This is a genomic window from Rubrivirga litoralis, assembly GCF_031846415.1.
GTDB lineage: Bacteria > Bacteroidota > Rhodothermia > Rhodothermales > Rubricoccaceae > Rubrivirga > Rubrivirga litoralis.
Map to the genome: position 1 here is coordinate 38,480 of NZ_JAVRHT010000025.1, position 16,220 is coordinate 54,699.

The following is a 16,220-nucleotide window of genomic DNA, read 5'->3' on the forward strand; positions in this document are numbered from 1 at the left end:
AGCTGTTCGGTGCAAGAGCGGGGTGGCCGTGTCCGACCACAAGCGCGCGCCCTACAGCCACCCCGCCCGTCGGTACCACGCGACCGTTTCGGCCAGGCCCTCGCCGAGCGGAACGCGCGGCACGTAGCCCACGGCGCGGCCCGCCTTCGCCGACGAGCACGTCCAGGCGTAGCGGGCCGCGACCGCCTTGTCGCGCGTGAGCGGCGGGAGCCGCCCGACGAGCCCGCCGACGCGCTCCGCGAGCGCACCCGCCCCGCCCACGAGCGCCGCGGGAACGGGCAGCCTCAGCGTCCGCCGACCGAGGGCGCCTTCGACGGCGCGCCGCACCTCGTCCCACGCGTAGGCCGGGCCGCCGACGAAGTACGTCTCGCCCGCCGCCACCGGCGCCTCCACGAGGTCGACCATGCCGCGCGCGAGGTCGCGGACGTGGACAAGCGAGAGGCGCGGCACGTCGCCCCGCCCGACGACGGGGAACAGGCCGCGCGAGGAGCCCTTGATCATCTCGTAAATGTCGGTTTCGCGCGGGCCGTAGACGGCCGGCGGCCGCACGACGGTCACGTCGAGGTCGCCGTAGCGCTCGCGGACGGCGGCCTCCATGCGCGCCTTGCTCCGGCCGTACATCGAGATCGGGCGGGGCGAGTCGGCCTCGGTCGCCGGGACCGGCGTGCCGTCGGGGCGGACAGCGTTCGGCCCCATGGCCTCCAGGCTGCTCGTGACGAGGACCCGCCCCGCCCTGGCGGCGTGTGGCGCCTCGGCCGCCACCCCGCCCCGCTCGCGGACAGCGTCGAGGAGGGCGAGCGTGCCATCCACATTCGCGCGGTCCAGCATGGCCTGGTCGCGGGCACGCGTGAGGCCGGCGACGTGGACCACGAGGTCGGCCCCGGCGACGCCGGCGCGCAAAGCGTCGGCGTCGCCCAGGTCGCCGCGGATGGTCTCGACATCGTACTCGGCCAGCCACTTCGGGTCGCTCCGCACGAGCGCGCGGACGGCGTAACCCCGCCCCAGCAGCTCCTCCACGACCCAGCTCCCGACGAACCCGGTGCCGCCGGTGACGAACGCGAGACGAGACGGCATGGACGGACGCAGAGGGCGGGGCGGGGTGGCGCCCTACGCCGTGGGCGGGGCGGAGGTCCGCGCCGCTCGCCGCCCGCCGCGGGCGGGGCGGTCAGGGTCCTCCCGATCCGGGGCGGGGCGGAAACGCCGGCGCGCGCCTCGCTTTAGAGCAACTACCTCTCCCACCCCGCCCGATGACGCTCGCCGCCCTCTTCGCCTTTATCTGGGGCGCTATGATCGGCCTGTTCATGGCCGTCTGGCACTTTATGGGCAAAACGTCGGGCAAGGCGCTCGGGATCGCCCACGGGCTGTTCACCGTGTCCGGCGTCGTCTTGCTCCTGGTCGGCCTCCTGACGCACGAGGCGAACACGGGGTGGTGGCTCTTGGTCGCGTTCCTGGTGACGGCGGCGGGCGGGGCGTACCTGTTCTCGCGGCAGATCCGCGGCGAGCCGTGGCCCGGCTTCGTGATCATCGCCCACGGCGGACTCGCGATCGCCTCAATCGTCCTGCTGGGCCTGTTCCTGGCGGGCGACGAGCCCCCCGTTCTTGAGGACCCGGACGGCGACGTGCCGGCCGCGTCGACGGAGAACCAGCCGGTCCCGGTCGACTCGCTCACGCAGTAGCGACGACCGACCGCCCCGCCCCGCTGGACCGGGCGGCGGCCGGGTCTCTCCCACCCCGCCCGAGCCGTTCCCCGCCCCGCTCAGGCCAGGCGCAGGCCGACCACGCTCTCGACGTGGTGCGTGTGCGGGAACATGTCGACCGGCTGGACGGCCTCGACGGTGTAGGCGGCGGCTTCCAGGAGGTAGTGGAGGTCGCGGGCCTGCGACGTCGGGTTGCAGCTCACGTAGACGATGCGCTCGGGCCGGAGGTGCGCGATCTGGCCGACCACCTTGGGGTGGAGCCCGGCGCGCGGCGGGTCCAGGACGAGGACGTCCGGGCGGCCGTGCGCCTCGACGAGGTCGGGCTTGAACAGCTCCAGCATGTCGCCGGCCACGAACGTAGCGTTCGTCACGCCGTTGGCCGCCGCGCTCGTGCGGGCGTTCTCGACCGCCTCCTCGACCAGCTCGACCCCGACCACCTTCTCGACGGCGTCCGCGAGCGAGAGCGAGATCGTGCCGGCCCCGCAGTACAGGTCGTAGACCGTGTCCGTCGGCTTCAGGTGCGCGAACTCGCGGGCGACGGCGTAGAGCCGCTCAGCCATGACCGTGTTCGTCTGGAAAAAGGCGTTCGAGGCGATCTCGTAGGTGTAGTCGCCGATCTTGTCGCGGACCGTGCCCGGCCCGAAGACGACGTGCGCCTCGCCGTACGACGTCTGCGCGACGCCCTCGTTGACCGTGTTGACGAGCGTCGTGACCTCGGGGAACTCGGCCTGGAGGAAGGCCGCGAACGCCGCCATCCGCTCCTCGTCGCGGCGGCTCGTGACCAGGTTCACCATGCGGTCGGCCGTGTGCGCCGGCGTGCGGAGGCCGAGGATGCGGAGAAAGCCCGTGTGCTCGCGGGCGTGCCACGGCTTCCACCCGTGCTCGTGGGCAAACGCGCGGACGCCGTTGACGAGCGCCGCGCTCCACTCGCTCTGGAGGTAGCACGCCTTGAGGTCGAGGACCTTGTCGAACCGGCCGGGCACGTGGAGGCCGAGCGCGAAGCGGGTGTCGAACGTCTCGCCGGAGGCCACCTCCCAGTCGGTCAGCCAGCGCTGGGCCGAGAACGAAAACTCCATCTTGTTCCGGTAGAAGTACGTCCCGCCCGAGCCGTCGCGGAGTTCGGCCCCGAGGGCGGGGCGGAGCTCGGCGGCGCCCAGGTCGATCCCCGCGTGGCGCAGCGCGCCGACGGCGGCCTCCCCCTTCATCTGGAGCTGGGCCGGGTACTCGACGTGCTGCCACTTGCACCCGCCGCAGGCGTCGAAGTACTCGCACCGCGGCTCGGTGCGGAGCGGGCTGGGCTCCAGGAGTTCGAGCACGCGCGCCTCGGCGAAGCTCTTTTTCCGCTTGATCACGCGCGCGCGGACGCGGTCGCCCGGGACGGCGCCGGCGACGAACACGACGAACCCGCCCCGCCCGGTGCCATCGGGGCCGGTCTCGCCGCCGAGGCGGGCGAGGCTCTTGCCGCGGTCGGCGAACTGCTCCAGCGTGAGCTCGACCTCGCGGCCGCGCTTGAGGGCGGAGGGGGCGGGCGGGGCGGGGGCGGACATGGGCACGGGGCGGGGAGCGGGCGCCGAAGATACCGGCCGGGCGGGGCGGCCCCGTGGAGCGCGCGGGGAGTCGGCGGCCGCCCCGCCCCGACCGAACGTCCCCGGCGGACGGTGCCGCCCCGCCCGGCGTCCTCCACGGCGGGCGCCGCGTCCGTCCCGCCCGTCGGCGCCGGGGGCGGGGCGGACGCGCCCGCGCGCCTGGGCGACCCGGCGCGCCCTTTGCGTAGTCCCACCCCGCCCGCCGCCGTCGGCCCGCGCCGCCCTGGCGCGCCCGCCTCCGCGCCCGTCCGGCCAGGACCCGTTACCCATCGTGCCGGTCCGCTTCGAATCTCCCGCATGGCTTCGTCCGAGACCGCCCCGTCCGCCCCGCGGCTCCTCCTCTACCAGGCGCTCCTGTTCGTGGGCGGGGCGGCGCTCGTGACCATTGGGGCGGCGTACGCGCTCGGCGAGGGCACCGTGGGGCCGGCGGCGGGGCGGCTCGCGCTCGGGCTCTCGGCCGTGGCGCTCGCCGGGATCATGGTCACGAGCATGTGGGCGCGGCGGAACATGCTGGTCCTGGTCTACGCGCTCTTCCTCGTCGTCTCGGTGTGGCAGATCGGTCTGAGCTACGTCGGCGGCCTCTCGCCGGCGACGGCGTTCGGGGTCGTGCTCACGTTCGTCGGCTGCGCGGCGGGGATGACGTCGACGCGCGGCGTCGTCGCGTTCTCGGCCGCGTTCCTGACCGCGGCGGCGGCCGTGGCGCTCGCCGTCGAGGACCCGCTCGTGCCGACGAATGCGTACCTCGCCACGCTCGTGTCGCTCGCCGTGCTCTCGGCGCTCGTCTCGCGGACGGTCCACCGGAGCCTCCGGCTCATGGACGAGGCGCGGCGCGAGGCGCTCGGGGCGGCCCGCGCCAAGTCGGAGTTCCTGGCGACCATGAGCCACGAGATCCGCACGCCCATGAACGGCGTCATCGGGATGACCGAGCTGCTCGCGGCCAGCGACCTCACGCGCGACCAGCGCGACTACGTCGAGACGGTGCAGGCGTCGGGCGAGGCCCTGCTCTCGATCATCAACGACGTCCTCGACCTGTCGAAGATCGAGGCCGACCGGGTCGATCTCGAAGAGGTGCCGGTCGGGGTCCGCCCGTTCTGCGACGAGGCCGTCGGGCTCGTGGCCCGGGCGGCGGCCGAGAAGGGCGTCGAGGTCGTGTGCCGGGTCCGCCCCGAGGTCCCGTGCGAGGTGCTCGTCGACCCCGTCCGGCTCCGGCAGGTCCTGCTCAACCTGCTCTCGAACGCCGTCAAGTTTACCGACGCCGGCTCGGTCGTCCTGGACGTCGCGTGCGCGGAGCGGCGGCGGGGCCGCGCGGCCCTCCACGTCCGCGTGGTCGACACCGGCGTCGGGCTGGCGCCCGGGAGCGCCGAGGCCATCTTCGACTCGTTCGCCCAGGCCGACGCCTCGACCACGCGGCGGTTCGGGGGAACGGGCCTCGGCCTGACCATCTCGAAGCGGCTCGTGGCCCTCATGGGCGGGGAGGTCTGGGCCGAGGGCGAGCCGGGCGAGGGGTCCACGTTCCACGTCACGCTGTCGCTCCCCGAGCTGAGCGGGCCGCCGCCCCGCCCCGCCCCGACGGGCCGGACGCTGCTCGTGGTCGAGGACCACGACGACGCGCGCCGGGCGGTCGCCGACCTCGCCGCCGGCGCCGGGCTCACGGTCCGCGCCGCGGCGTCGGCGGCCGAGGCGCTCGCCTGGGTAGACGGCGGGGGCCGCTACGACCTGGCCGCCGTCGACCTCACGCTGGGCGCGGGCGGGGCGGTCGGGCTCGCCGAGCGGCTCCGGCTCCACCCCGACCTGGCCGACCGCCCGCTCCTCCTGCTCGCGCCGCTCGGCGCGGCCGTCCCCACGGCCGGCCGGTTCGACGCCGTCCTGACGAAGCCGCTCCGCACGGCGGCGTTCGAGGCGGCCCTGACCGGCCTGGGCGGGGCGGACCCGGACACGTGCGACGCTCCGGCGGCGCCCTCGCCGCCGGCGTTCGGCGGCCTCCGCGTGCTGCTCGTCGAGGACCACGCGGTCAACCAGCGCGTGGCGCTCGGGCTGCTCCGCCAGGCGGGCGTCGAGGCCGACCTCGCCGAGGACGGGGGCGGGGCGGTCCGCGCGGTCACGGCGGCGGACGCGGGCGGGCGCGGCTACGACGTGGTGTTCATGGACGTCCAGATGCCGGGCATGGACGGGCTCGAGGCCACGCGCCGCGTCCGCGCCGCGCTGCCGCCCGAGCGCCAGCCGCGGATCGTCGCGCTGACGGCCAACGCGTTCTCGACCGACGCCGCCGCGTGCCGGGCGGCCGGGATGGACCGGGTGCTCGCCAAGCCCGTGCGCCCCGGCGCGCTCCGCGACGCGCTCCGCGAGACGGTCGCCGGGCGCTCCGCCCCGCCCGATGGTGCACGCCCCGCGCCGACGGATGCCCCGCCCGCGGAGCCGGACGCCGCCCCGCCCGAAGCCGCCCCGCCCGAAGCCGCCCCGCCCCCGACCAGCGGCTCTGAGGGCTCGCTATCGGCCGACGCCGTTCTCGACCACCTCCGACCGATCTGCGAGGGCGACGACGGGCTCGTCGGCGAGATCCTCGACGCCTACCTCCGCACCGACGTCTCGCTGCTCGCCGAGCTGTCGGGGTCGGCGGCTGAGGTCGTCTCGGCAGCCCACAAGCTGAAGGCGGCCGCCGGCACGCTCGGCGCCGACGCGCTCGCCGCGCAGGCCCACCGCCTCGAGGTCGAGGCCCGGACGGGGTCGGCCCCGCGTGACGGCGTGCGGGCGCTCGAGCGCGGCCTGCTCGCGTTCCGCGAGAACGTGGCCGAGGCCCGGGGCCGGCTCCACACCGCCCCGCCCGTCGTCTCGCGCTGAGGCCGCCGCGGGCGGGGCGGTAGGCGGGCAGGGCGGACACGGGGCACAGGGGCAAAGCGGTGCGCGGGCGGGGCGGCCAGAACGCCCCGCGCTGGGACGGCCCCGCCCCGCGGGGGTACACCGGCCGGATGCGTCACGCTGGCGCGTACAAATCGTGCCGCCGAACGGGCGGCGCGGGCGGGCGAGCGCGTGCCCTCAAGGGAATGGTGTAACCCTCCGATACGTTCTGTGCCCCTCACCCCCCGCCCCGCCCCATGCCCGCACGCCCGATCCTCCGCCACCGCGGTTTCGACGTCGTTGTCCAGTCCGTCCCCGAGGGCACCCGCTTCGCGTTCGCCGTCCTGCACCGGGGCCTCCAGCTCCACGCGTCGACGCCCGAGTTCCGGTCGGCCGTCTCGGCGGACCGCGCCGCGCGCCGGTTCGTCGACGACGCGCTCGGCGTGTTCGCGTTCGGAGAAGCCGCGGCCGCGGCCTAGGGCGACGCCGGACCGCCGCCTCCGCCGTGCCACCCCGCCCGGGCGGGGCGGAGCCCCTTTCTACGAAAAGGCGCCGGCGGCGGGGTAAGCGGGCGCGAGATCCCGCCGGGGCTAGGCGCCCCCGCCCCGCTCAGTCGTCCTCGTAGTAGAAGTCCTCGTTGTGCGTCGGGTAGTCCGGCCACACCTCCTCGATGCTCTCGTACGGAGCGCCGTCGTCCTCCATCTCCTCCAGGTTCTGGATCACCTCGGCGGGCGCCCCCGTGCGGTCGGCGTAGTCGATGAGCTCGTCCTTCGTCGCCGGCCAGGGGGCGTCTTCGAGGGTCGCGGCAAACTTGAGCGTCCAATACATGGTCTCGCGGGGATCGTCGGGAGGAGGGTCGTCTAGAGCGCCGGCGCACGATAGGACCCGCCGCGGGCAAATGCAACGCCCGCCCCCGTGCAGGTTCCGTGGGGACGGCCGCCCCGCCCGCTCCGCCGGCGCCTCCGGGCGCTCTCCCCGGCCCTTCGCCGCGGGCGGGGCGGTCCCTAGTCGAACGACGCCGTCGGCGCCCGCGCGGCGGCCAGGATCTGGCGGTACTCGGCCGGCGCCACGTCCGGGACGAACGTCGTCACCGGGTTGAGCGGCGTCCGCGCCGCGTCCAGCTGGCGGACCTCGTAGTGGAGGTGCGGCGACGTCGAGAGCCCGCTGTCGCCGCTGTAGGCGACGGTCTGGCCGCGGCGGACGCGCGCGCCCTCGCGGACGCCATCGGCCGCGCGCGACAGGTGGGCGTAGCGGGTAAGCTTGCCCGCGAGCGGGTGCTCGATCTCGACGACGGTCCCGTACCCGCCCCGCGTCCCCACGAAGCTGACGCGGCCGTCGCCGGCGGCGTAGAGCGGGGTGCCGACCGGGGCCGCGAAGTCGACGCCGGCGTGGAGCCGCGAGACGCGGAGGATCGGGTGGCGGCGCATCCCGAAGCCCGACGTCAGCCGCGCGTTCTTGAGCGGGAGGATCGCCGGCTGCTGGCGGAGCACGGCGTCGCGGCGGGCGGCCAAGCTGCGGAGCTCGTCGTACGACTCACTCTGGAGCGCGAGCTGGCGTTCGAGCCGGTCGAACGCCTCGGTCGTCTCCTCCAGGAGGTCGGCCGTGGGCTCTGAGAAGCGGGCAAACGCGTCGTCGCGTACGCGCCGCACCGGAACGACGGGCGCCGCGTTCTCCGGCTCTGTCTCGCCGACCGCCCCGCCCGCCGGAACCGGGTCCGCCTCCAGGACCGTGCGGTACAGCTCCCGGTCCGTCTCCGCGAGCACGTCGACGCGCGCGGCGAACGAGGTGAGCCGGGCGTTGGCCGCCGCGAGCTCGCCCCGGAGCACGCTGATCTCCTCGGCCTGCGTGGTCTCGGCCGGCGCCGCGGCCGCCCCGGTCGACGCCTCGCTCGCGACGCCCATCCCCACGACGCCGAGCACGAGGGCCGCGGCCGCGCCCACTTTTGCCCACCCCGCCCGCCGCCCCGCCCTGCGGCCCGCCTCGACGGCGACGAAGGCGCCCGCGTCGTGGTCGTAGTAGTAGTAGCGGTTGGAGGACATACGGGCGGGGTGGTGGACCCAGAGGTGGAGGCCCGGCGCAACAACCGGGCCGGGGGCCGCAGCCCTCCCGCCGTCGGCGGACCAATCGCTAAGGTAGGGGCGTGGGGCGCCCTTTCGCCACCCCGCCCCGGTCTCCCCCCGCCCGCCCCTTCCGCCCCGCCCTACGGCCGGACGAGCGCTCCGGCGCACCCGGCACGTTATTCCACGTCCTCCTCGAACCATTCGACGCCGCGGCGCCCGCCGGGCGCGGCGCCCGCGCCCTTCGCCTGGATCCGGTCGCGGAGCCGGGCCGCAAACGCCTCGGCCGGGTCGTACCCGTAGTGCCGGAGCAGGTGGTTCATCGCGATCACCTCGCAGATGACCGTCACGTTTTTGCCCGGCGTAATGGGGAGCTTCACGAGCGGGAGGTCCACGCCCAGGAGCGGCGTCATCTCCGTCACCATCCCGATTCGCGTGTACTCCTCGTCGTTGTCCCAGGGGTGCACACGCACGACGAGCTCGATCCGCTTCTGGTGGCGGACCGCGCGGACGCCGAACATGGCCCGGACGTCGATGATGCCCAGCCCGCGGATCTCCATAAAGTGGCCGGCGAGGTCGGTCCCCGACCCCATGAGCACGCCCTCCGACTTCCGCGACGCGATCACCACGTCGTCGGCCACGAGGCGGTGGCCGCGCTCGACGAGGTCGAGGGCCATCTCCGACTTCCCGATCCCGGCCGCGCCGGTCAGCAGCAGGCCGATCCCGTACACGTCGACGAGCGAGCCGTGGACCGTCAGCTGGAGCGCGAACTGATCCTCGAGAAACGCCCGCACCCGGTCCAGGAGCGGGACCGTCGGGAGCGCCGTCCGGTAGACCGGGACGTCGGCGTCGTCGGCGAGCGCGAGGAGGTCGTCCGGGAGCGCGTTGCCGGCGGCGAGGATTACGCACGGCGGGCCGAACGCGAGCAGCTGCCCGAACGCCTCGCGCGCGCCCTCCTCGCCCCGCCACGCGAGGTACCGGCACTCGGTGTTGCCGAGCACCTGGAGCCGCTGGTGCTCGAAGTGCTCGGCGTAACCGGCCAGCACGAGCCCGGGCCGGTGGACGTGCCGCTCGGTGACGACGTGGTCCGACGCGTCGACGCCGTTGGCCGACTCGATCTCGATCCCGACCCGGTCCCGGAGCCGCGCGACGAGGTCGCGGACCGTGATCGACTCTTTCCGAAACGGCTGGGGCTGACGCACGGGGTACGGGGTACGGGGTACGGGGTACGGGGTACGGGGTACGGGGTACGGGAAGATGGCGGCGTGGCGCCACGGGCGGGGCGGAAAACGACCGGAATATCGGCGGGCAGCGAAAATGCCCCACCCCGCCCGCGGTGCATGAGGGCGGGGCGGCCGTCGTAGCGGCGTTGCATGCAACGCCGTCAGGCCGCGGCGTCGGGCGGGGTGGCGACGGGCGGGGCGGCGGGTCGTTCGCCGGGCGGGGCGGCGTCATGCCGGACCGTCTCGCCCGCGTCACAACCACCTCGCCCTTTGGGTCCTAGCCCCTCTTGACTGCGCCGACGCTGCGCGGGGGCCAGGAGGGAAACTGCCGCCGCCTCTCGTTGACGGCGGCCTCGCCGGTCACCACCCCGCCCATGCCGACACGGGGCGGGGCGGAACAAAACGGGCACCACCCCGCCCGCGCGTCCCTTTTCCCTTTTCTACGGCACGTCGACGGCGTCGAGCACGCGGCGGACGACGGCGTCGGAGGCGACCTCCTCGGCCTCGGCCTCGTAGGTCACGGCCACGCGGTGGCGGAGCACGTCGAGCGCGAGCGCGCGGACGTCGTCGGGCGTGACGTAGGCCCGCCCCGCCAGGAACGCGTGCGCGCGGGCGGCCAGCGCGAGCGCGATCGACGCGCGCGGGCTCGCTCCGTAGGCCACCAGCCCCTCGACGTCGGGGAGCCCGTAGCGGGCCGGCTCGCGCGTGGCCAGCACGAGGTCGACCACGTACTCCTCGACGCGGGCGTCGACGTACACCCCGCCCACGACGCGCCGCGCGTCGAGGATCTGGTCCGGCGTCACGACCGGCGCCGCCGGCTCGAGCGGGGCGCCGCGCGACATCCGCCGCATGATCTCCAGTTCCTCGTCGCGCGTCGGGTAGCCCACGACCGTCTTCAGCATAAAGCGGTCGACCTGGGCCTCGGGCAGCGGGTACGTCCCCTCCTGCTCGACCGGGTTCTGCGTGGCCAGGACCAGGAACGGCCGCGGCAGCGGGTACGTGGTCTCCCCGATCGTGACCTGCCGCTCCTGCATGGCCTCCAGGAGCGCGCTCTGCACCTTGGCCGGCGCCCGGTTCACCTCGTCGGCCAGGACCACGTTGGCGAAGATCGGCCCCTTCTGGACGCGGAAGCTGGACTCGGCCTGGTTGTAGACGAGCGTCCCCACGAGGTCGGCCGGGAGGAGGTCGGGCGTAAACTGGACGCGCTGGAACCGGGCGTCGATGGCCTGCGCGAGCGTCGAGACGGTCAGCGTCTTGGCCAGCCCCGGCACGCCCTCCAGGAGCACGTGGCCTCCGGTGAGCAGCCCGATCACGAGCCGCTCGACCATCTGGGCCTGCCCGACGACCACGCGCCCGACGGCGTCGAGGAGCGGGCCGACAAACCGGCTGGCCTCGGCGACCTGCTCGGTCAGCGCGCCCAGGTCGGGCGCGTCCGCCTCGGGGGCGGGGCGGGGCGGGGCGACGGGGGACGGGTCGGTCATGGGTGCGGGAGGGGCGCGCGGGGGGGAACGCCGGGGCGGGCGCAGCCCTCCCCCTACTCGCCGAGGACGGCGCCGGTGCCCAGGTCGGCCCCGTTCAGAAAGTCGGCCACGCTCATCCGCCGCTTCCCCTGGCGCTGCACCTCTAGGACCTCGACGGCGCCCTCGCCGCACGCGACGACGAGGCGGCCGTCGGCCTCGACGACGGCGCCCGCGGCGCCCACCGCCCCGCCCTCGGCGTCGACGCGCGTGCGGAGCACCTTGAGCGTCTCGCGCTCGCCCGCGGGCGCCCACGCGGTCCACGCGCCGGGGTACGGCGAGAGCGCGCGGACGTGGTCGTGGACGGCGCGGGCGGGGCGGGACCAGTCGATGCGGGCGTCGTCGCGGAACAGCTTGGGCGCTGGGCTGGCGAGTGCGTCGTCCTGCGGCTCGGCGTGGGCCTCGCCGGCGGCGATCCGGCGGACGGTCTCGACGACGGCCTCGGCGCCCAGCGCCGCCAGCCGGTCGTGGACGTCGCCGGCCGTGTCGTCCGGCCCGACGGCGAGCCGGCGCCGCAGGATGACGTTGCCCGTGTCGACCGTCTTCTGGAGGAAGAACGTGGTCACGCCGGTCTCGGCCACGCCGTCCATGAGCGCCCGCTGGATCGGGGCGGCCCCGCGGTAGGCCGGAAGCAGCGACCCGTGGAGGTTGAACGCGCCGAGCGTTGCCGCCTCGTAGACCTCGGGCGGCAGGATGCGGAAGGCGACGACGGCCAGGATGTCCGGCCGCAGAGCGCGGAGCGCGTCGTGGAACGCCTCGTCCTGGAGCGACGCGGGCTGGAGTACGGGCAGCCCGTGCCGCTCGGCGGCCTTCTTCACTGCCGAAGCCCGCACGCTCTGCCCCCGCCCCGCCGGCTTGTCGGGGACGGTGACGACGGCGACCGGGGCGAGGTCGGCGGCGACGAGGGCGTCGAGAGAGGGCACCGCGAAGTCGGGGGTGCCCATGAACACGGTGCGCGGGGAGTCGGCCATCCCGGAAGCTAGCGGCGCGCCCAGGTGGCGCACCGCGGCACGGGCGGGACGCGGGCGGGGCGGGCGTCTCCACCCCGCCCCCGGCGGGCGTATACCGACGCGCACGGGAGCGGCCCCGTGTCAACGCCGCGCGTTGTTCAGGGCGGGGCGGGGACTGGCGCTGCATTGACACGCCCCTCTTCCAGGCTGCGCCCTCCCCACGGGGCAACCGCCTACTCACACTCCTCGAACCCCCTCCGATATGAAAACCTACAGCACCCCCGCCCTCGCCGACCTCGGCGACGTCCGCACGCTGACCGCGGCCGACCAGCAGTCGACGCAGACCGACCAGATCTTCAACAACGGCGAGTCCATCGGGACGAGCCAGGGATCGCTCGACGCGTGCGTCTCGCCGAGCCCGAACCCGCAGCCCGGCGACACCTGCACCTGAGGTCTCTAGACCGCTCAGGCAGGACTCGCGAGCCCCGTGCTTCGGCGCGGGGCTCGCTCTGTTGGTGCGACCACCGAGCGCAGCCCGCTCGTCTGCGACTGTCCCTCTGGCCCGACGAGCACGTCTATCATATAGAACGGCAACGCGTTGTAGCGACAGTGACGCAAGGACGTTCTATACCCTGAGGGTCGCTCTACGCCTGCTCTCGGTGCCCGCCCAGCCGTGGCACAGCGCGTGCACAGGCGTTTCTCCTACGATGCCTCGCGGCGGCGCCCTACAGCGGGCCGCTCCCAGGCGCCGTACGCTTCGATCCCACGTCCACCATCCCAGCACAGCCATGAAGACCTATACCCCCCCCCAACTCACCGACATCGGCGACGTCCGCACGCTGACCGCGGCGGACCAGACGTCGATGCAGACCGACTCGATCCTCGACTCCGGCAACCAGATCGGGGAGAGCACAGGCTCGCTCGACGCCTGCGTCTCGCCGGCCAAGCCGCCGCGCCCCGGCGACCTCTGCAAGTAGAGGCCCCGCCCGCGTAGTCCGAGTCCCGGCGCCCTCCGCCGGCCGAGCCCCGCGCCCTCGTGGCGCGGGGCTCGCGTGCTTTATGGCCCTCGCCCGCCCCGCCCGCAGCAAGACGGCCGTCTCTGGCGAGAGGCCGCGCTCGACGGCCAAGGACCACCCCGCCCGAAGGTGTAGGGCGGGGCGGCGGTCCCGGAACGTCGAGAGAGAGGTATTGAGGAGGTGGCCTTCAGGTGCGCTTCAGGTGATGAACCCGCGAGGCGCGCCCCTGGACGGGGCTGCTAGAGTGATTTTCGGCGCACCGCCCCCTCGTAGTGCCGCGCCCTACGCCGCCCGCCCCCCCCCGCCCCGCTAGGTTGGTCACTCCCCTCTCACCAACCCACCTCGCCATGAAGCCCTACACCTCCCCCGCCCTGATCGACCTCGGCCACGTCCGCATCCTGACGGCGGCCGACCAGACCTCGGCGCAGACCGACCAGATCTTTACCAACGGCCAGGTCGTCGGCACCTCCAACGGGTCGCTCGACATCTGCACCACGGCGGACGACCAGACCTGCACCTGAGCAGGCGGCCAGGCCGCCGAGCGGCCTGAGCACGACGCGAGCCCTACGTCCTTCGGGTCGTAGGGCTCGCTCTGCGTTGTGGGCTCCGCAGCCGCCCCGCCCACGCTCACCGCCCGCCCGTGCCTCGGGGGCGGGGCGGTCTACATCCGAGTTCGCTCGTCCCACGTGGGGATCGCGAGCCGGAAGTCGCCCGACCCCGTGGGGTCGGTGAAGATGAACTGGCGGCCCAGCTCGTAGTACCGCCACACCTGGTACGGCCGCGTGCCGTAGTTCGAGCCCCGCTCCTGGACCTCGTCGGGCTCCCCGAACTGGATGTAGACCTCGCCGAAGTCCGTGTTCCACCCGCTCACGCGGCCGCGCGAGTACCGCCGGTTGGCCGACGCCACGCGCCCGTAGTACTCCTCCATCCGCTCGTTGCGGAGCGTCCCCGGCGAGGGGTCGCGGCGGTCCCAGAAGGCGAGGAACCGCTTGTACCGCTCGGCCGGCGTCGCCGCCCGGCGGATCGCGGCGATCACGTCGGACCCGGCCACGTGGCGGAGCTGGTCGATGGCACGGTCGACGTCAGCGATCTGACCCTCGAGCCCGGTCCAGCGGACGGCGAACGGCTTGGCTGTCTCGGCGAGGAGGTCGCCGCGGAGCGTCTCGAGCCGGAGCGTCAGCGTGTAGTCGCCGACGTCGAGGCTGTCGGCGTCGATCTCGACGGCCGCCTCAGTCCGCCCCGCCCCGACCGCGAGCGCCGTCGTGACGGCGACGCCGTAGTCGGCGGCGCGGCGCGGTGCGAGGCCGAGGAGCGCCCCGAACGACGGGCGCTCGCGCGAGCCGCCCCGCTCGGTCACGACGGTCGTCACCTGGAGATCGCGACGGGCCGCGCTGTAGACCTCGAACGAGGCCCAGAACGAGCCCGCGTCGGTCGGGATCGTGGCCCCGACGACGGGCTCCGAGGCCGGCGTGCCGGGCGCGGCGCGGAGCAGGAGCAGGTCACTCACGGCGACGGCCCCGCGCGTGAGGGGCCGGACCGTGTGGACCTCCTCCGTCGTCGCCGTCCGCCCGCTGGCGCCGTCCTCGACCGTCACGCGGACGAGGTAGCGGCCCGGCGCGAGGCCAACAGGGAGAACCGCGCGGTCTTCGACGGCCGGGTTCTGCGTCGCCCCGTAGTTGGGCGCCGCCACCTCGCGGGCCGCCGTACGGCTGGCGACGGCGGCGCCGAGGTCGCCGTCGTCGCCGGCGCGGTACACCTGCGCCGTCACGGCGTAGCGGGCCTCGAAGGCGTCTCCGCGCGCGAGGAACTGGAGCGCCGTGTGGGGCACGGCCACGTAGACGTCGAGCCGCACCTGGTCCGCCGCCCCGCCCGAGGCCGGACCGCCGGCGCGGCGCGTGACGAGGTCGACGGCCGGGCCGCCCGTCTGGGCGGCGGCGACCGGAGGCAGGATGGCGACGAGGGCCGTCAGGACGGCGAGCGCGGCGAGGTAGCAGGCGCGCATAGGCTCAGGGCGAGCGCGGGGTCGAGGGGTGGAAACCGGCAGAAACCCGGATCCCTAAGGTCGGGCGGGGCGGGGGCGCAGACGCGGCGGACGCGGCGAACCGTCGCGCGTGCCGAGCGAACGGGCGGGGCGGGGCGGCGAGCCGGCGCAGCGGTCGAAACGGAGCGGCGGGCGCAGCATTCGGGGCGGAGCGGGAGGCGCTCTACCCGGCGCTCTGCGCGCCGTCGCCGAACAGGGCGTCGACGAAGGCCGAGCGGTCGAAGACCTGGAGGTCGTCGATCCCCTCGCCCACGCCGATGTATTTAACGGGGATCTGGAACTCGTTGGAAATGCCAATCACGATGCCCCCCTTGGCCGTCCCGTCGAGCTTCGTGAGGACCAGCCCGGTCACGTCCACGGACTCGGTAAAGGCCTCAGCCTGGCGGAGCGCGTTCTGGCCCGTCGACCCGTCGAGCACGAGGAGCACCTCGTGCGGAGCGCCGGCCACCTGACGGTCCATGACCCGGCGGACCTTGGCGAGCTCGTCCATGAGCCCGACCCGGTTGTGGAGCCGCCCCGCCGTGTCGATGAGGACCACGTCGGTGTCGCGGGACTTGGCCGCAGCCAGCGTGTCAAAGGCGACCGCCGCCGGGTCGGCACCCTGGTACTGCTTGATGATGGGGACGCCGGCCCGCCCCGCCCACACGTCGAGCTGCTCCGTCGCCGCAGCGCGGAACGTGTCGGCGGCGCCGAGGAGGACCGACTTGCCGGCCACCTTGTAGCGGTGGGCCATCTTGCCGATCGACGTCGTCTTGCCCACGCCGTTGACGCCGACGACCATGACCACGTGGGGCGTCGACGGGAGCGGGGCGTCAAAGTCGGCCGGGCGCTCGGGCGCGTTCTGGAGCAGGAGGTTCGCGATCTCGGCCCGGATGAGGCCCTGGAGCTCGGCCGTCGAGACGTACTTGTCCTCGGCCACGCGCGCCTCGATCCGCCGGATCACGTCGACCGTCGTCGTGACGCCCACGTCGGACGTCACGAGGACCTCTTCGAGGTCGTCGAGGACGTCGTCGTCGACCGTGTCCTTGCCGGCGACGGCGCGGCTGAGCTTGTCGAACAGGCCCGTCCGCGTTTTTTCGAGGCCGGCCTCGAGCGTCTCTTGCTCCTGCTCCTTCTGCTTTCTCTTGAACCCGAACAGGGCCATCGCGTCGGTCGGTGGTGCCCAAGCGGTACCGGCGGGGCGGGGCGGGAGATCCCCGGCGCGTGTGCGGAGAGAGCGGAGAGAGCAGGGAGAGCACGTGCCCGCCCCGCCCGTCCGGCGCAAGGGGCGGGGCGGGAGCCGCCGTGGAACTTTTCGT

General features: G+C 74.5%; 15 protein-coding genes. 6 read left to right on the top strand and 9 right to left on the bottom strand.

Translation table 11 applies throughout. From position 1 onward, the window contains the following. Window positions 1-51: 51 nt before the first annotated feature. Window positions 52-1,074: an NAD-dependent epimerase/dehydratase family protein gene (locus RM540_RS11150; RefSeq protein ID WP_311664072.1), complete on the bottom strand. Its 1,023-nt coding sequence runs from the start codon at window positions 1,072-1,074 to the stop codon at window positions 52-54. 173 nt (window positions 1,075-1,247) lie between these two features. Here RM540_RS11150 and RM540_RS11155 point away from each other — a divergent pair, with 173 nt between their 5' ends. Beyond that, on the top strand, window positions 1,248-1,676 hold the full coding sequence (locus RM540_RS11155) for a hypothetical protein (RefSeq protein ID WP_311664074.1): 429 nt from the start codon (window positions 1,248-1,250) through the stop codon (window positions 1,674-1,676). Window positions 1,677-1,756: 80 nt separating this feature from the next. On the opposite strand, the gene rlmD is transcribed toward RM540_RS11155, so the two are convergent. Then, window positions 1,757-3,244 (bottom strand): 23S rRNA (uracil(1939)-C(5))-methyltransferase RlmD, encoded by a 1,488-nt coding sequence (gene rlmD, locus RM540_RS11160; RefSeq protein ID WP_311664075.1) that lies wholly within the window; start codon window positions 3,242-3,244, stop codon window positions 1,757-1,759. Window positions 3,245-3,580: 336 nt separating this feature from the next. Between rlmD and RM540_RS11165 the strand changes: the two genes are divergently transcribed. Beyond that, window positions 3,581-6,121, top strand: coding sequence for a response regulator (locus tag RM540_RS11165; RefSeq protein WP_311664076.1), 2,541 nt, complete (start codon window positions 3,581-3,583; stop codon window positions 6,119-6,121). Between the two features lie 254 nt (window positions 6,122-6,375). Then, complete coding sequence (locus tag RM540_RS11170) at window positions 6,376-6,597, top strand: hypothetical protein (protein WP_311664077.1); 222 nt, start codon at window positions 6,376-6,378, stop codon at window positions 6,595-6,597. Between the two features lie 130 nt (window positions 6,598-6,727). On the opposite strand, the gene RM540_RS11175 is transcribed toward RM540_RS11170, so the two are convergent. The 5 genes from RM540_RS11175 to fmt form a co-directional block, all read right to left on the bottom strand. Then, window positions 6,728-6,946 carry a DUF2795 domain-containing protein gene (locus RM540_RS11175; protein WP_311664078.1) on the bottom strand — a complete coding sequence of 73 codons (219 nt, stop codon included), beginning with the start codon at window positions 6,944-6,946 and terminating at the stop codon, window positions 6,728-6,730. Window positions 6,947-7,122: 176 nt separating this feature from the next. Beyond that, window positions 7,123-8,157: a M23 family metallopeptidase gene (locus tag RM540_RS11180; RefSeq protein ID WP_311664080.1), complete on the bottom strand. Its 1,035-nt coding sequence runs from the start codon at window positions 8,155-8,157 to the stop codon at window positions 7,123-7,125. A gap of 197 nt (window positions 8,158-8,354) precedes the next feature. Further along, window positions 8,355-9,377, bottom strand: coding sequence for an HPr(Ser) kinase/phosphatase (hprK, locus tag RM540_RS11185; protein ID WP_311664082.1), 1,023 nt, complete (start codon window positions 9,375-9,377; stop codon window positions 8,355-8,357). 461 nt (window positions 9,378-9,838) lie between these two features. After that, entirely contained in the window at window positions 9,839-10,879 is a 1,041-nt protein-coding gene (locus RM540_RS11190; RefSeq protein ID WP_311664084.1) for an AAA family ATPase, read from the bottom strand. A 53-nt stretch (window positions 10,880-10,932) separates the two neighbouring features. After that, the gene (gene fmt / locus RM540_RS11195) at window positions 10,933-11,886 is read right to left on the bottom strand and encodes a methionyl-tRNA formyltransferase (RefSeq protein ID WP_311664086.1); all 954 of its coding nucleotides are present in this window, start codon (window positions 11,884-11,886) and stop codon (window positions 10,933-10,935) included. A gap of 241 nt (window positions 11,887-12,127) precedes the next feature. Here fmt and RM540_RS11200 point away from each other — a divergent pair, with 241 nt between their 5' ends. The 3 genes from RM540_RS11200 to RM540_RS11210 all read left to right on the top strand — a co-directional run bounded on the left by RM540_RS11200 (window position 12,128) and on the right by RM540_RS11210 (window position 13,402). Next, a complete protein-coding gene (locus tag RM540_RS11200; protein WP_311664087.1) occupies window positions 12,128-12,316 on the top strand; it encodes a lasso RiPP family leader peptide-containing protein in 189 nt (62 codons plus the stop codon). 337 nt (window positions 12,317-12,653) lie between these two features. Then, window positions 12,654-12,842 (top strand): lasso RiPP family leader peptide-containing protein, encoded by a 189-nt coding sequence (locus RM540_RS11205; protein ID WP_311664089.1) that lies wholly within the window; start codon window positions 12,654-12,656, stop codon window positions 12,840-12,842. A gap of 386 nt (window positions 12,843-13,228) precedes the next feature. Beyond that, entirely contained in the window at window positions 13,229-13,402 is a 174-nt protein-coding gene (locus tag RM540_RS11210) for a hypothetical protein (RefSeq protein ID WP_311664091.1), read from the top strand. A gap of 140 nt (window positions 13,403-13,542) precedes the next feature. Here the strand turns inward: RM540_RS11210 and RM540_RS11215 are convergent, their stop codons facing one another. Then, the gene (locus RM540_RS11215; RefSeq protein ID WP_311664093.1) at window positions 13,543-14,883 is read right to left on the bottom strand and encodes a GWxTD domain-containing protein; all 1,341 of its coding nucleotides are present in this window, start codon (window positions 14,881-14,883) and stop codon (window positions 13,543-13,545) included. Between the two features lie 202 nt (window positions 14,884-15,085). Continuing rightward, the gene (gene ftsY, locus RM540_RS11220; RefSeq protein WP_311664095.1) at window positions 15,086-16,066 is read right to left on the bottom strand and encodes a signal recognition particle-docking protein FtsY; all 981 of its coding nucleotides are present in this window, start codon (window positions 16,064-16,066) and stop codon (window positions 15,086-15,088) included. Window positions 16,067-16,220 lie beyond the last annotated feature (154 nt).

Bases quoted from the DNA above. Each gene is read 5' to 3' on its own strand.
- RM540_RS11150 (WP_311664072.1), bottom strand. From the start codon at position 1,074: ATGCCGTCTCGTCTCGCGTTCGTCACCGGCGGCACCGGGTTCGTCGGG.
- RM540_RS11155 (WP_311664074.1), top strand. From the start codon at position 1,248: ATGACGCTCGCCGCCCTCTTCGCCTTTATCTGGGGCGCTATGATCGGC.
- rlmD (WP_311664075.1), bottom strand. From the start codon at position 3,244: ATGTCCGCCCCCGCCCCGCCCGCCCCCTCCGCCCTCAAGCGCGGCCGC.
- RM540_RS11165 (WP_311664076.1), top strand. From the start codon at position 3,581: ATGGCTTCGTCCGAGACCGCCCCGTCCGCCCCGCGGCTCCTCCTCTAC.
- RM540_RS11170 (WP_311664077.1), top strand. From the start codon at position 6,376: ATGCCCGCACGCCCGATCCTCCGCCACCGCGGTTTCGACGTCGTTGTC.
- RM540_RS11175 (WP_311664078.1), bottom strand. From the start codon at position 6,946: ATGTATTGGACGCTCAAGTTTGCCGCGACCCTCGAAGACGCCCCCTGG.
- RM540_RS11180 (WP_311664080.1), bottom strand. From the start codon at position 8,157: ATGTCCTCCAACCGCTACTACTACTACGACCACGACGCGGGCGCCTTC.
- RM540_RS11190 (WP_311664084.1), bottom strand. From the start codon at position 10,879: ATGACCGACCCGTCCCCCGTCGCCCCGCCCCGCCCCGCCCCCGAGGCG.
- fmt (WP_311664086.1), bottom strand. From the start codon at position 11,886: ATGGCCGACTCCCCGCGCACCGTGTTCATGGGCACCCCCGACTTCGCG.
- RM540_RS11200 (WP_311664087.1), top strand. From the start codon at position 12,128: ATGAAAACCTACAGCACCCCCGCCCTCGCCGACCTCGGCGACGTCCGC.
- RM540_RS11205 (WP_311664089.1), top strand. From the start codon at position 12,654: ATGAAGACCTATACCCCCCCCCAACTCACCGACATCGGCGACGTCCGC.
- RM540_RS11210 (WP_311664091.1), top strand. From the start codon at position 13,229: ATGAAGCCCTACACCTCCCCCGCCCTGATCGACCTCGGCCACGTCCGC.
- RM540_RS11215 (WP_311664093.1), bottom strand. From the start codon at position 14,883: ATGCGCGCCTGCTACCTCGCCGCGCTCGCCGTCCTGACGGCCCTCGTC.
- ftsY (WP_311664095.1), bottom strand. From the start codon at position 16,066: ATGGCCCTGTTCGGGTTCAAGAGAAAGCAGAAGGAGCAGGAGCAAGAG.